General features: G+C 53.1%; 12 protein-coding genes. 6 read left to right on the top strand and 6 right to left on the bottom strand.

Translation table 11 applies throughout. The features are described 5' to 3' along the window. Positions 1 to 46: 46 nt before the first annotated feature. Complete coding sequence (locus tag J3349_RS07920; RefSeq protein WP_207677023.1) at positions 47 to 814, bottom strand: alpha/beta hydrolase; 768 nt, start codon at positions 812 to 814, stop codon at positions 47 to 49. A 447-nt stretch (positions 815 to 1,261) separates the two neighbouring features. Between J3349_RS07920 and J3349_RS07915 the strand changes: the two genes are divergently transcribed. The 5 genes from J3349_RS07915 (at position 1,262) to J3349_RS07895 (ending at position 6,548) form a co-directional block, all read left to right on the top strand. Beyond that, positions 1,262 to 2,098: a hypothetical protein gene (locus J3349_RS07915; protein ID WP_207677022.1), complete on the top strand. Its 837-nt coding sequence runs from the start codon at positions 1,262 to 1,264 to the stop codon at positions 2,096 to 2,098. Positions 2,099 to 3,182: 1,084 nt separating this feature from the next. Continuing rightward, complete coding sequence (locus tag J3349_RS07910) at positions 3,183 to 3,617, top strand: plasmid mobilization relaxosome protein MobC (RefSeq protein WP_207677021.1); 435 nt, start codon at positions 3,183 to 3,185, stop codon at positions 3,615 to 3,617. Beyond that, positions 3,589 to 5,124, top strand: a complete 1,536-nt coding sequence (locus tag J3349_RS07905; RefSeq protein ID WP_207677020.1) for a relaxase/mobilization nuclease domain-containing protein — start codon at positions 3,589 to 3,591, stop codon at positions 5,122 to 5,124. Before J3349_RS07910 ends, J3349_RS07905 begins: the two co-directional genes overlap by 29 nt. 12 nt (positions 5,125 to 5,136) lie before the next feature. Further along, a complete protein-coding gene (locus J3349_RS07900) occupies positions 5,137 to 6,099 on the top strand; it encodes a hypothetical protein (RefSeq protein WP_207677019.1) in 963 nt (320 codons plus the stop codon). 137 nt (positions 6,100 to 6,236) lie between these two features. Further along, positions 6,237 to 6,548, top strand: a complete 312-nt coding sequence (locus tag J3349_RS07895) for a transposase (protein WP_207677018.1) — start codon at positions 6,237 to 6,239, stop codon at positions 6,546 to 6,548. Between the two features lie 12 nt (positions 6,549 to 6,560). Here the strand turns inward: J3349_RS07895 and J3349_RS07890 are convergent, their stop codons facing one another. After that, on the bottom strand, positions 6,561 to 7,562 hold the full coding sequence (locus J3349_RS07890) for an MBL fold metallo-hydrolase (protein ID WP_347564991.1): 1,002 nt from the start codon (positions 7,560 to 7,562) through the stop codon (positions 6,561 to 6,563). Here J3349_RS07890 and J3349_RS14060 point away from each other — a divergent pair. Continuing rightward, a complete protein-coding gene (locus tag J3349_RS14060) occupies positions 7,503 to 7,670 on the top strand; it encodes a hypothetical protein (protein WP_242699584.1) in 168 nt (55 codons plus the stop codon). The genes J3349_RS07890 and J3349_RS14060 overlap by 60 nt on opposite strands. Here the strand turns inward: J3349_RS14060 and J3349_RS07885 are convergent. From J3349_RS07885 to J3349_RS07870, 4 genes are all read right to left on the bottom strand, one after another. Continuing rightward, entirely contained in the window at positions 7,645 to 9,309 is a 1,665-nt protein-coding gene (locus tag J3349_RS07885; RefSeq protein ID WP_207677016.1) for an iron ABC transporter permease, read from the bottom strand. The two genes, J3349_RS14060 and J3349_RS07885, sit on opposite strands and share 26 nt — an antisense overlap. Positions 9,310 to 9,315: 6 nt before the next feature. Next, positions 9,316 to 10,389 (bottom strand): ABC transporter substrate-binding protein, encoded by a 1,074-nt coding sequence (locus tag J3349_RS07880; RefSeq protein WP_207677015.1) that lies wholly within the window; start codon positions 10,387 to 10,389, stop codon positions 9,316 to 9,318. Positions 10,390 to 10,454: 65 nt separating this feature from the next. Then, a complete protein-coding gene (locus tag J3349_RS07875) occupies positions 10,455 to 11,408 on the bottom strand; it encodes an ABC transporter ATP-binding protein (protein WP_207677014.1) in 954 nt (317 codons plus the stop codon). 173 nt (positions 11,409 to 11,581) lie between these two features. Then, positions 11,582 to 12,355 (bottom strand): TIGR02206 family membrane protein, encoded by a 774-nt coding sequence (locus J3349_RS07870; RefSeq protein WP_207677013.1) that lies wholly within the window; start codon positions 12,353 to 12,355, stop codon positions 11,582 to 11,584. Positions 12,356 to 12,401 lie beyond the last annotated feature (46 nt).

Genomic DNA, 12,401 nt, shown 5'->3' with positions numbered 1-12,401 from the left:
TTCTGGATCTTACAAAATCCTGCTTGCTCCAGATACGTTTTACCGTTCACAATGCAATGCTTTTTACCAGATGCGCCCACTGCTCCGGGTGACAGGCCAGCAATTCTTCGTGCTGCAAGTTCTGCTCATGGAGAACAGGATGTGCAAAATGCTGCTGATACCGGGCACGATATTTTGCGCCCATTTTCAGGGCGTAAAAAATATGGATTTCGGTACCGGGCACATGGATCTTATCCGGCAGCGGAGTGATAAGATCGGAGTAGAACTGATTTTTACAGCTCTGCATGGTCACATAAGGGCGGGCCTCACCGAACATTTTCAGAAAGGCTTTGACATAATCCCCCGACTCTCTGGCACGCTTATCCAGACGCTTTTGGAGAAATTTTGCCTTGAACTTTCCGTCCCGCACCACAGGGTAGATCAATGGCAGCAGAAAATCCGTCTGCAAGCTTGCCGCCAGCGGCGACGCCTGATCCAGATCGGAGCTACCCAGAATGCCGTAGTCCATGTGGATATTCTGCCGCGCCGCCAGCAACCCCACAAACGAGCCGCCCAGAGAGCAGCCGTAGGCCGCCCGGATGCGACCGCCGCAGTGGGTCTTGAGGTAGGCCTCGATTTTTTCGGTCTCCTCCAGCATGGTGGGAAATTCAGTCTGTTCAGTCTCATCAAAACCATCGTAGCTGACGCACAGCACCCGGAAGCTGTCAGCCAGAAGCGGGATTACCGCACCGAAATTGCTTTTCCAATGGCAACAGGTGCCCGGCAGCAGCAACAGCACCGGGGCATCCTCTGCACCAAATGTGTAGATTTTCATCGTGATACGTTCCTTCTCTATTTATTTTCCACCTGTAAATAGAAGAGATATATTTCTTCGTATAGGGCAGAGTTTTGAGTTAGGTAAAGCTAACTTTTCATTCTATAAAAAGCCGCTTCTCAGCGGTCCTTCTGCCAAAATAATACGCCCTGCCGTCTCCTCTGTCAAGAAGTTTAGGCATTTTCGGAGATTTTGAAAAAGATTTCGTTATTGGAGCTTTCCCTGCGGCATAGAGGAGGCAAAACGTTTCCCGCATCGAAAAAATTTCGTCCCTGTAAACTTGTCTGTTTCTGCTTGACAACGCCCTGTGGGAGTGCTATTTTAGTTTTTGTCAATTAGCCTCACCTAACTATCTGAGGGATACTTCTCCCGCAGTTTTTTCTTTGCGCGCATTGTTAGGATAAGCTAACTATATGTTTTTAGAAATAAAGATAGAGGTGTGTTACGATGAGATTGAAAAAAGTATTTGCAGGTGCCCTTGCGGCAGCTATGCTGGTGTGCGCTGTGGCAGTTCCGGCCTTCGCTGCGGAAGACGTGGAGCAGGAGAACTGCCTGTCCTCCAGCTATGTCCAGATGAACATTCCCTACGCCGACTTCTACAAGGCTGCCGGTGTGGACAACGCATCTGAGATTGATGCAGTTACCAGTGCCACCAAAAACAAGACTCGTGCAGGCAACCTTGCCGCCGGTTCCTACCACGTCAACGCTGATGGCACTGACATCACCGGCGTTTCCTTCCCGGTCAAGGTGCTGACCCCGTGGGCGCTGAAGAATGCAAAGCAGGTCACCGATGCCGACAGCTACGACATTACCGTTACCCTGAAGGGCAAGGAATCCACTACCACCTACACCGGCGCAGATGCTCTGTTTGAGAACGAGAGCTACGCTTACTACAAACTCAACGAGACCCCGGCCTACTACATCACCGCATGGTACAACCTGCTGAGCGGCAAGTGGGAGTTTGGCAAGGTCCACGCCGCCGAGACCACTGTAGAGGGCGCAACCGTGGAACTTAACACCAACGGTCACCACACCACCTACGAGATGAAGATCTCCGGTTTTGATCTGGACTACAAGACCAACAAGGTCTACGGCGTGGTACTGACCACCGCCGACGGCACCGAGTATGGCCTGCATCATGTGACCAACATCTGGCATGGTACCAAGTTGGGCTTCAATGCCAATGACCCTTACTTTGCATCCATCATCGGTAAGACTGTTACTCAGATCACCTTCTACGCCGCCGATGGCGTGTATGTCCTGCCGGTCAACGTGGCGCTGTGAGTGCACGGGAAGCTGCCTAATTTATTACATAGCACAGAACGGCAAGGTCGCTTGGCAGCAGGCGGCCTTGCCGTTTTATAGCAACCTGCGTCTTGAATGCACAAGCAACAGCCTGTTGCTACTGGCAGTAGAATGATTTACCGCAAATAGAAGATGGGTTTTGTTCTGATTCACATAGCTTATTTTTCCCAAGACACAAGATGTGTCGTACTTTTCCCGCTTCACTTCAATAAATTTTCTAAAACCCTCTTGACGTATTCTACATACCGTGGTATTTTCCTTGTAAATCCCGCTGATTTTGTGGATTGGTTTGTCCATCCACAAGATGTGGTCGTGTTCATTCTGAACACAGCCACAGAAAGTGGTTGGTTATCACCGTGAGACCCACCACTTCCGTGAGGAAAAGTCCACGAAAAATTTACCGCCCCGCAACACACCCGATTCATTTTGCCGCTTACTTCACCCGACAAAATCCTTCGCTGCGCTGCGTGGGCGGTATTTTTCTTTTTCACAAATAAAATCTTATGTAGTTGTTCAATCTTCCGAAATTTATTTTTAGTTGTTGGCTGTACAACCTCAAAGCGTTATTCTTATGCTTGAAAGAAGCAGGACGTAGTGTCCGCACTGCGCCCGGCTTTCTTCATACTGTACCTTGAATCCTTCATAAGCCGTCTGAACGCGATACTGTGCCACGACCTCACACTTTCCGTGAGCGAGCCGGACAACGCCGCTGCAAAACAGGGGCAGGAACTTCGTTCGGAGCAAACGGTGACTCCCATACATGAGCAGAAACCCTCTACTTATTTTTTGTGTCTTAACAATTCGGAAACATTTGTTGAAAATGCGTTTTGAGCGCAGCGGTAGAGGGCAAGAACCGTCCCGTGGCCACAAATTTTCAATTCTTGAAAATTTCCTGTCCATCCGGGACTTCACTTTTCAAACTCTTGCGAGTTTTCCAAGTGATCTTGTTAGGGCGTGCCTGCCCCAAACCCTGCTCATCATTCGTGCCTTGCGGCACGAATGGAACGGCGTGTCGTGCTTTACATAACTTCACCGAGGAGTTATCGAACAGACAGGAGGTACAATGACCAAAACGAATGTTCAACCGATTCCTAGCAATTCCCAGCACCACGACACGCCGAACAACAAAACGCACATCATCAAGTTCCGTGTGACAGCGGAGGAAAAAGCGTCACTGGAACTCACTTGCAAACTCCTGAATCTCTCCCTCTTTACGTTTATCCGCCGAGCCATCCACAACGTCAAGATCGAGAAAACAGTCATCGTTGCAGGCGGTGGAGAAGAAACCCTGACCACTGTTTCCACCCTGCTTGCCCAGTGCAGCAAGGTGGGCGGCAACCTGAACCAGCTTGCAAGGTATTTCAATTCTGGCGGTGCGGACACCGAGCAGATACGAGCGAAACTCCTTGACGAACTTGCAGACCTGACCGCATTTCGGCTGCACGCCGAGAAAGTTCTGGGTGAACTGTATGGCAACGCTCAAGCATATAAGCTCTAAGAACTCGGACTACACCGCCATCGAAGCGTATCTCGTTTACCAGCACGATGCGTTCACCGGAAAGCAACTTCTGGATGAACAAGGCAAGCCGAAGCTGCGGGAATCCTACCTGCTCGACACCCTTGAGTGCGGCGATTTCTCGTTCGCAACGGCCTGTCTGCTGGCAAACCGCAAGTATGGCAAGAACACCCAGCATGGTGATATCAAAAGTCACCAGTATATCATCAGCTTTGACCCCAGAGATGCGGCCGACAACGGCTTAACCATGGAAAAGGCACAGGCTCTTGGCCTGAAATTCTGCGAAGAAAACTTCCCCGGTCATCCTGCCATCGTCTGCACGCACCCCGATGGGCACAACCATTCGGGAAACATTCACGTCCACATCGTGATCGGCAGCATCCGAACACGAGAGGTGGAGCGTAAGCCCTATATGCAGAAGCCCCGCGATTGGCGTGAGGGCATGAAGCACTCCAGCACCGCCCAGACCATGCGGCACCTCCGTGTCGAGGTCATGGAACTGTGCGAGGGTGCCGGACTGTACCAGATCGACCTGCTCAACGGCTCGAAGGAGCGCGTGAGCGAAGCTGAGTATTGGGCGCGTAGGCGCGGCCAGTTGAAACTTGACCGTGAAAACGCAGCCCTCACCGCAGCCGGACAACCGCCCCGGCAGAAGAAGTTTGAAACCGTGAAGGACACTTTGCGGAAGCAGATTTCTTCGGTGTTGTACCGTGCAACGAGCTTTGAAGATTTTTCTGACAGGCTCATGCAGCAGTACGGCATTGCCGTCAAGGAAAGCCGTGGACAACTCAGCTATCTGCCTGCTGGCAGAACAAAGTTTATCCGAGCGAAACATCTCGGTGACAAGTTCGATAAGACGGCAGTGTTTGCCACGTTGCAGGCAAACGCCGAACGCAAATCCAAGGCTCAGTTCAAGCAGGATGCCATCGGGAAACTGATCGACATCCAGTCGAGGATGACCGAGGGCAAGGGCATCGGCTATAAGCGTTGGCTCACGAAACACAATCTCAAAGTTATGGCACAGACCGTGAAGCTTCTGCAGGAAAAGTGCTTGACCGACGAGGACGCTCTGAACCAGCGCATCGCCGAACTGGAAACCAAGTATCACGACGCACTGGCTGTGGTGAAAGACCTCGAAAGCCACATGAAAACCAACAAAGAGCTGCGCTATCATGTTGCAACCTACGCCAACACCAAGAGCGTCGCACAGCAGTTAAAAATCGCCAAGCGACCCGCAGCTTTTGAGGAGCAGCACCGTGCAGAGCTGACAGCGTACCGGGCGGCAGCAGCCTATTTTAAGACAAACAACATCACAAAGCTGCCCAGCCCGAAAAAGCTGGAAGCCGAGAATGCGCAGTTGGCATCCGAAAAGGCGAAGTTCTACGAGCAGTACAAGGAAGCCAAGGAAGAACTGCTCAAACTGAAAACCGCAAAGCAGAATGTTGCGTCCTTTTTCCGGGAGGAAGAACAGGCGCAGCAGGAGAGATAAAGGAGTGTGCGTATGATCAATCTGAAAATCGACCCGGAGTTCCAGTCCCAGATTCCTCCTCTGACCGATGATGAATTTAAGCAGCTTGAAGAAAATATCCTCAAAGAGGGCAAGCTGCTGTCTCCTTTGATCGTGTGGAATAACACCCTTGTTGACGGACACAACCGTTATGCGATTCTTCAGAAGCACCCCGAAATCTGCTTTTCTACCATGCCGCTCCGCTTTGCAAATCGTGAGGAAGCACTCGCTTGGATTTGCAAAAATCAGCTGGGGCGGCGCAATCTTTCCCCCGAACAGAAGCGTTACCTGCTGGGGAAGCAGTACGAATCCGAAAAGAAAGCCGAGAAAATTTTTCACGGCAACCAGTACACTTTAGCAAAGAAAAGTGGTGGGTCTCACGATGATACCCACCACTCCGGCAAGAAAACCTGCGACCGTATCGCAGAAGAAAACGGTGTCAGCCGTGCATCGGTTCTTCGTGCACGGCACTACACCAAGGGCATTGATATCGCTGATACTCTCGCTCCCGGCATCAAGAAAAAAGTCTTTTCCGGTGAGGTAAAATTCACCAACGATGAAATGTCCAAACTCGTGCAGAGCAGTCCCGACAAGCGGCAGGACGTATTCGCCGAGATCATGCACCCGGAGATCACGAAAGCGATGGAAGCTGCTGACGCAGAACCCAACGCCGACACTCCGGTTCCGATGCCCACAGCCGACCCGGAACAGTTCAAGACTTATCAAGTCCCGGACGAGTTCATGCGGGTCTACAAAACCTTGAGCACTGCCACAGAAATGATGAAAAACACATGGAAGCGGGTGCTCAAGAACAATCAGAGCTATCTCTCCGACCCGGAAAAGCAGAAAGTTCTCCGTTTTGCCATGCAGCGGCCGGCCCTCTATCTGAATGAGCTGGAAGCCTGCATGGAACAGATTCTCACTGAAACCCTTGAAGAAGCTGAAAAGACCGCATAACGACAGGCACTTGTAAGCCATCAACGAGCCACCAGCTGCAAGTGCAAGGCGGAAAACATCCGCGCTCTTGCGCCTGATAAGAATTGGAACTTTGATTTTCTCGCCCGACTTTGCCACGGTGGGACAGTCAAAGGAGCGTGCGTTTGAACAAAAAGAAAAAGTCCACAAACACTTCCCCTTACCCCGATGAAGTCATCGACCGTCTGGCACGGGCATTCTACCCGGCCATCCTTGCCTGCTGGAACAGTGAGGAAGGCCAGAGGGAGTTTGCTGCGTGGCAGGCGGAACAGGCTCATCACACTACCAGCAAAGAGAAACAGAGCGTTCCCGACGGGGAACGCCCTGTTGTACATATTGCTATCGCATGTGGTCTTTGGCAGGGTGCGTCCGCAGGGCGCACCCTGTTTTTTGTTTTTAACAAACAAGATGGAGCAGATCGGCCAGTATGATCATAGCAGCAATTATAGCAAAAAGGAACACGGGCAATCAATTTCTGGGCTGTGATATGGAATCACCCGGTCGAATTGATTCTTTTCCGCAAGCTCCCGGCACTGCCTTGCATCCAGATGCACCGGGTACCGCAGGAAGAGCATCTGTCCCTTCTCCAGCATTTCTGCACTCAGGCTGCCTGCATCTGGGGTCCCGGTCATAATGCCGAGTGCCCCGTGCGCTACCATTTCACGAGCGCGCTGCCCGGCTTTTCCTGTCAGCTGCGGGCCGCTGAGAAAGACAATGCCTTTTTCCCGGTTGAGGAAAGCATCCGGCTTTACCCAGTCCGCAAAATTCGGCGGCACCGGCAGCAGCCATGGCCCACCCAGCTGGATCTGCTGAATCTGCCGAAGGAAATGCGCATCGCCGTAAAATTTCAGATTCGGTGCAAAGTGTTTCAGCAGCAGAAGGATCTCCGGCCCTCGACCATATTTCGGCACCGGGAAGAACAGAAGCTGCGTCTGTTTCAAGCGCTGCACGGTCTCCACGCAGAGCTTTTTGACGCAAATGTTCCAGTCTGCATTCGTGCTGCCGTAAGCCGCATCCAAAACGGCCAGATCTGCCCTCTGGCTCCGCAGCAGGTCGCAGGGGTAGAGCGGGCTATGCTCTGCATAGTCGCCGGAAAAGAGGATGCTTTTTTCGTTCCATTCAAATCGCAGCCAGACGCTGCCCGCACAGTGCCCGGAACGTCCCCATGAGACCTGTAGGCCGGGCAGTTCCGGCACAGAGCCAGAGCCTTTGCAAGGGCAGAGACTTTCCAACGTTTGGATGTGATTCAAGGAAAAGGGCAGCTGGGTCAGAGTAGGCAGTGTAGCATAGATCGGCCCCTGATACCCCTGCTGCACCAGCCACGGCAGCGCCCCGGTGTGGTCAGCGTGGCTGTGGGTCAGAAAGACCGCCCTTAGCTTTTGAATTTGTGCCGCATTCAGCCGGGGCAGGTCATCCTCTGCGCCAGCCAGCAGACCGCAATCCACCAGAAAAGCATCCTCATCATGTTCTACATAAAAGCAGTTGCGGCCATGTTCGCCGCAGCCTCCTGCAATGAAAAGTTCCATCTCAATGTTCCTTCCGACGATCAATGACAGTGTTCAGGATCAGCAGTGCCGTGGTAGAAAACAGCACACACAGCACCGCCATCGCCATGCCAACTGAAACGCTGCCCTGCTCAAACTCCCGCACGATAAAGGTAGAGACCACCAGTGTGTTGGGCGGGGCAATCAGACTTGCCGTTACCAGTTCCCGGAAAGCGATGATGAAAGTCATCATCCAGCCGGTGGCGATGCCCTGCCGAATCAGCGGCAGTGTGATACGCCGCAGGATGTAAGCCGGGCTTCCACCGAACACCTGTCCTGCTGCCATCAGGCTGTCACTGATCTGGGTAAAGGATGAGGTGACGTATTGCACCGTATAGGGCAGAAACAGCACCACATAGGCCAGTACCATGATGCCCATGGTGTTGTACAGCGGCAGGATGTTGTAAATTTGATTCCAGAATAGCATAATTCCGATGACTAGTACAATACCCGGCAGCATTTCCGGCAGCAGACCAATGGCTTCCACCACCTTGCGCAGCTTGGAGTGTGACTTTCGCACTGCCAACACCAGCAGAGTTCCCAGCACCGCACAGATGGTAGCCGAAGTGACCGCCAGAAAAACGCTGTTTTTCAGAGCACTCAATCCCTTTTCGTTCTCGGTGAACAGTTCTACATAATGTGCGATGGTAAAGTTGCCCGGTGCCAGACCGTAGCCGCGGAGATTGATGAGAGAGGTGGAAATGACCGAGAAGTACGGAACCCCAACTGCAATCAGCAGCACCAGAACGATATATGCCCACGCACCGATGGCGGCTCCTTTGCTCATGGACTGCTCTACGCGGCGGGCACCCTTGCCGCTGACCAGATTATAGCTTTTGCGCGTGGTAATGTAATTTTGCAGCATCCACATACACAGACAGATGCCCACCAGCACGGAGGAGAGCGTGGCCGAACTGCCAAAGTCGATGGGTGCTACGGTAGCGTGGCGGTGGATCTCGGTGGTAAACACCTCAAACCCGATGCGCTTGCCCAGCGTAGAAGGAGTGCCGTATTCAGACAGCGTTTTCACAAACACCAGTAGCGCACCAATGGCGTAGTTGCCGGAAAGCAGCGGTAGAAAGATCTTGCGCATCCGGGCACCGAACCCCGCCCCGAACACCGCGCCTGCCTCTTCCAGACTGGAAGGAATATTCAGCATGGCGTTTTTGAGCATAGTGAGCATGAACGGAAAAACGTGCAGGCTCATCACCAGCACCAAACCGCCCAGTGTGAAGAAGATCTTTTCGCATCCGGCAGCTGCGGGGACCAGCTGCTGCAAAAGCCCCTTTTTCTGCATAAATAAGATCCAGCCCATGGAGGCAATGTAGGGCGGTGTCATGAACGGGATCATAAAGAGGATGTCAAAGACACGGTAGCGGGCAAATTTTGTCCGGGAGAGCAGATAGGCCAGCGGTGCGGCGATCAGCGTAGACAACAGCACCACCAGCACACCCAACAGCAACGAATTGCCGATCATGTGGGCGTTTTCCGGGTTCAACAGCGTCTGCACAGCGGGAGAAAAGTCAAGGCGGCCATTCTGCATGACCGCCTTGGCAAAAATCATTCCCACAGGACAGACGATCAGAAAGATCAGCACCACTGCCAGCAACAGCAGCGGAAGATCCGCCTTACGATTCGTCTGTTTCATGGAGCGTTACCCGTTGCTGGCACCGCAGATCTGGTTGATCTTTGCAGCATCATCGCTGGCTTCCGCCATCATCTTGTCCCAATCGGGCGTGATCTGAGGAATATCCTCCAGATTGCTGCGCTTGTCGCACTTGATGTCGGTGCGGCCGGGCAGCAGATAGGCATTTGCCACCAGCTGCTGTGCCTCATCGCTGAACAGATAATCGACAAACACCTTGGCATTGTCCATGTTGGGAGCCGTTTTCAGGATCATTGCCGGGCGGGGGTTCACGATGGTGCCGCCTGCCGGGTAGTAGATGTCCAGCGGCTCCCCCTTATTCTTGGAAGAATAGGCGTTGTAGTCCACGCCGGCCACAAGAATTCCCACTTCGCCGGTGGTGACAGCTTCCAGTGCAGCCTTGTTTGCGCCGGGGACCGTCATACCGTTGTCGGCCATAGCCTGAAAATCATCCCAGCCGTTCTTGACCACATAGCCTGCCACAAAATCCTTGCAGGCACCGGACTTTTCCGGGTCGGGGATGGCCAGCTGATCCTGATACTTTGCGTTGCCAAGGTCTTTCCAGTCGGCATCCAGCGTAGAGAACACCGTGGTGTTATAAATAACGCCCACAGCGGATGCACTGTAACCAAACAGCACACTGTCGTCATCCATCCAGCCGTCCACGATGAGGTCGGCGTTCTCCGGGGTGTAGCTTTCCAGCTTGTCATCCGCCTTCATGGACAGACCATCCGACCAAGAAGCCAGAATCACCACATCGGCCACCGGGTTTGCTGCTTCGGCTTCCAGACGAGCGAGGATTTCGCCGGTAGTGCCCTGAAACTGCTCTACCTCGATGCCAGTCTTTGCCGTAAAGCCCTCAGCCAGCTTATCGGCCAGACCAGCCGGAGAAGGCATATAGACCGTCACTTTGCCGGTGCCGGATGCCGCAGCGGAAGTGCTCTCACTTGCCACGCCGGAAGAAGCCGTGCTGGAAGTAACTGTGCTGCTTGCGGAGCCGCCGCAGGCGGTCAAGGCGGCAGCGGCAGTCAGAGTGCCCGCCACAGCCAGAAAATTACGACGGCTGATTTTATAATTACGCATAAGGATTCTCCTTTTTCATTTCCAATGATGTATCATCAAGCCGCACCTTGCGGCTGGAAGCAATTTCAGACGGCAACGATGGCGCTGCGGGGCAGATAAAGCGAGAGCTTTTCGCCCACCGAGACCCGCCGGGGGCTGATATATGTCCAGTTCTGTCCGTTGTGGTTCAGCTGCAGCTGGTAGCTGCTGCCAAGGAACTGCACCGCCGTGACATCGGCATCGTATTTTTCGGCCTGCTCGGCGGGAACCGTCTGTGCCTGTTCCGGGCGGAACAGATGATTCTGGTCGAGCCAGTTGGAAGAACCTACAAACCGTGCCACGAACTCCGTTGCCGGATGAGAATATATCTTTTCTGGGGTATCATACTGCTCAACTTTGCCGGCGTGGCAGACCGCAATGGCATCGCTCATGCTCATGGCCTCGATCTGGTCGTGGGTCACAAACACGCCGGTAATGCCCAGCTTGGTGATCAGCGTCCGCAGTTCCGAGCGCATTTCTTCCCGCAGCAGTGCATCCAGTGCGGAAAGCGGCTCGTCAAACAGGATGCAGGCCGGTTCAATGACGATCGCGCGGGCAAATGCCACACGCTGCTGCTGACCGCCGGACAGCTGATGAGGATACCGCTGGGCAAAATCATCCAGCTGTACAGCGTGGAGTGCATTTTTCACTTTTTCGTCCAATTTGTCCGTCTTGCCAGCCGCCCGCAGGCCAAAAGCCACATTTTCAAAGACAGTCATGTGCGGCCAGAGGGCAAAATCCTGAAACACAAAGCCAAGGCCGCGCTTTTCGGGTGGAAGATTGATCTTCTTTTCCGAGGAGAACACACAGCGATCCTCAAACCAGATCTCACCGCTGTCCGGCGTTTCCAGTCCGGCGATCATCCGCAACAAGGTGGTCTTGCCGCAGCCGGAAGGCCCCAGCAATGTGGTCAGACTGCCACTTTGAATGATAAAGCTGGTAGGCTGGATCACCTGCTTTGCGCCAAAGGATTTTGTAAGGTTAATGAGCTTGATCTCCATATTTTGCACTCCCATTTTTGATACCTGCTCTATGGTAGCACGAAGGATTTATGCAAACTATCCTGCTAGGGTAAAGCTCATGTAAAAGTCTGGCGACAAAAATTCCCCGCCAAAGTCAAGACCTTGACGGGGCAGAAGGAGAAAAGAAGGATTGCACTCAGGTATGGGGTCATTCAAACTGCGACTTGATTCCTTGCACAGGTCATACGTTGATGCCGCTCTGCCCTGTACCATGGCAAATAAAGAAGCGACAGGATCGCTGCAAGAACCGGCAGAAAGCCCATCAGATAAAACCGTTCTCCCAAGCAGTGCGCGAAAAAGGCTGTGATGGCATTGCCCTGCGGATCATTGAGAAAGAAAAAGTTTGTTTTCAGCATCCGATTCAGGAAGAAGATCGGCGTTGCAGTTGCACACAGAAAAGCCAGCACCCAGCGGATGTGATGCACCTGCGGGCGAAATCCACCGGCAAGCAGAAGGACTGGATAGAGGATCAGCAGAACGTGGATGCTGTAGGAATGCAGGTGCAGCAGGTTCCAGACCGGGAGCCGCTGCCACGAGGGACTCAACATTGCGACCACTGCTCCCGGAAGACAGATTGCGTAAAGGATCTCCTTGCTCCGATGACTCTGGTGTACGGCATCGTACCAGCAGACAAAGATATTGATGCTGCACAGGTGGAGAGGCAGATAGGTCACGTTCCATTGGCCGGTGTAAAGCAGGACAGCCTGTTTCATCAATTCATCGGCCAGCATCAGGACAAAAACAGCGCGAAGGATTTGCTGCCGGGTCACTTCCCTGCAGCGGCGATAGATCATAGCGCAGAGAACGACGATTGCAATCGCTCCGAGCAGTTCTGCCCAATGGACGGCACCAAACAGCGGGAATGCGCGGTAATCTGCCCCGCGCTCTGCCTGTATCGTCTGCACAGACTTCCAGAAATCTTCCATAGGAATCCTCCTTTTCTGCGATTTCATTTTACAATAAAATTGTATC

This window comes from Faecalibacterium sp. Marseille-P9590 (assembly GCF_017377665.1).
GTDB lineage: Bacteria > Bacillota > Clostridia > Oscillospirales > Ruminococcaceae > Faecalibacterium.
The sequence above is the reverse complement of the archived record's forward strand: the minus strand, read 5'-3'. Positions and strand labels throughout refer to the sequence as shown.

What these genes read in the sequence shown, in the direction of transcription:
- J3349_RS07920 (WP_207677023.1), bottom strand. Translation starts at nt 814, where the DNA reads ATGAAAATCTACACATTTGGTGCAGAGGATGCCCCGGTGCTGTTGCTG.
- J3349_RS07915 (WP_207677022.1), top strand. Translation starts at nt 1,262, where the DNA reads ATGAGATTGAAAAAAGTATTTGCAGGTGCCCTTGCGGCAGCTATGCTG.
- J3349_RS07910 (WP_207677021.1), top strand. Translation starts at nt 3,183, where the DNA reads ATGACCAAAACGAATGTTCAACCGATTCCTAGCAATTCCCAGCACCAC.
- J3349_RS07905 (WP_207677020.1), top strand. Translation starts at nt 3,589, where the DNA reads ATGGCAACGCTCAAGCATATAAGCTCTAAGAACTCGGACTACACCGCC.
- J3349_RS07900 (WP_207677019.1), top strand. Translation starts at nt 5,137, where the DNA reads ATGATCAATCTGAAAATCGACCCGGAGTTCCAGTCCCAGATTCCTCCT.
- J3349_RS07885 (WP_207677016.1), bottom strand. Translation starts at nt 9,309, where the DNA reads ATGAAACAGACGAATCGTAAGGCGGATCTTCCGCTGCTGTTGCTGGCA.
- J3349_RS07880 (WP_207677015.1), bottom strand. Translation starts at nt 10,389, where the DNA reads ATGCGTAATTATAAAATCAGCCGTCGTAATTTTCTGGCTGTGGCGGGC.
- J3349_RS07875 (WP_207677014.1), bottom strand. Translation starts at nt 11,408, where the DNA reads ATGGAGATCAAGCTCATTAACCTTACAAAATCCTTTGGCGCAAAGCAG.
- J3349_RS07870 (WP_207677013.1), bottom strand. Translation starts at nt 12,355, where the DNA reads ATGGAAGATTTCTGGAAGTCTGTGCAGACGATACAGGCAGAGCGCGGG.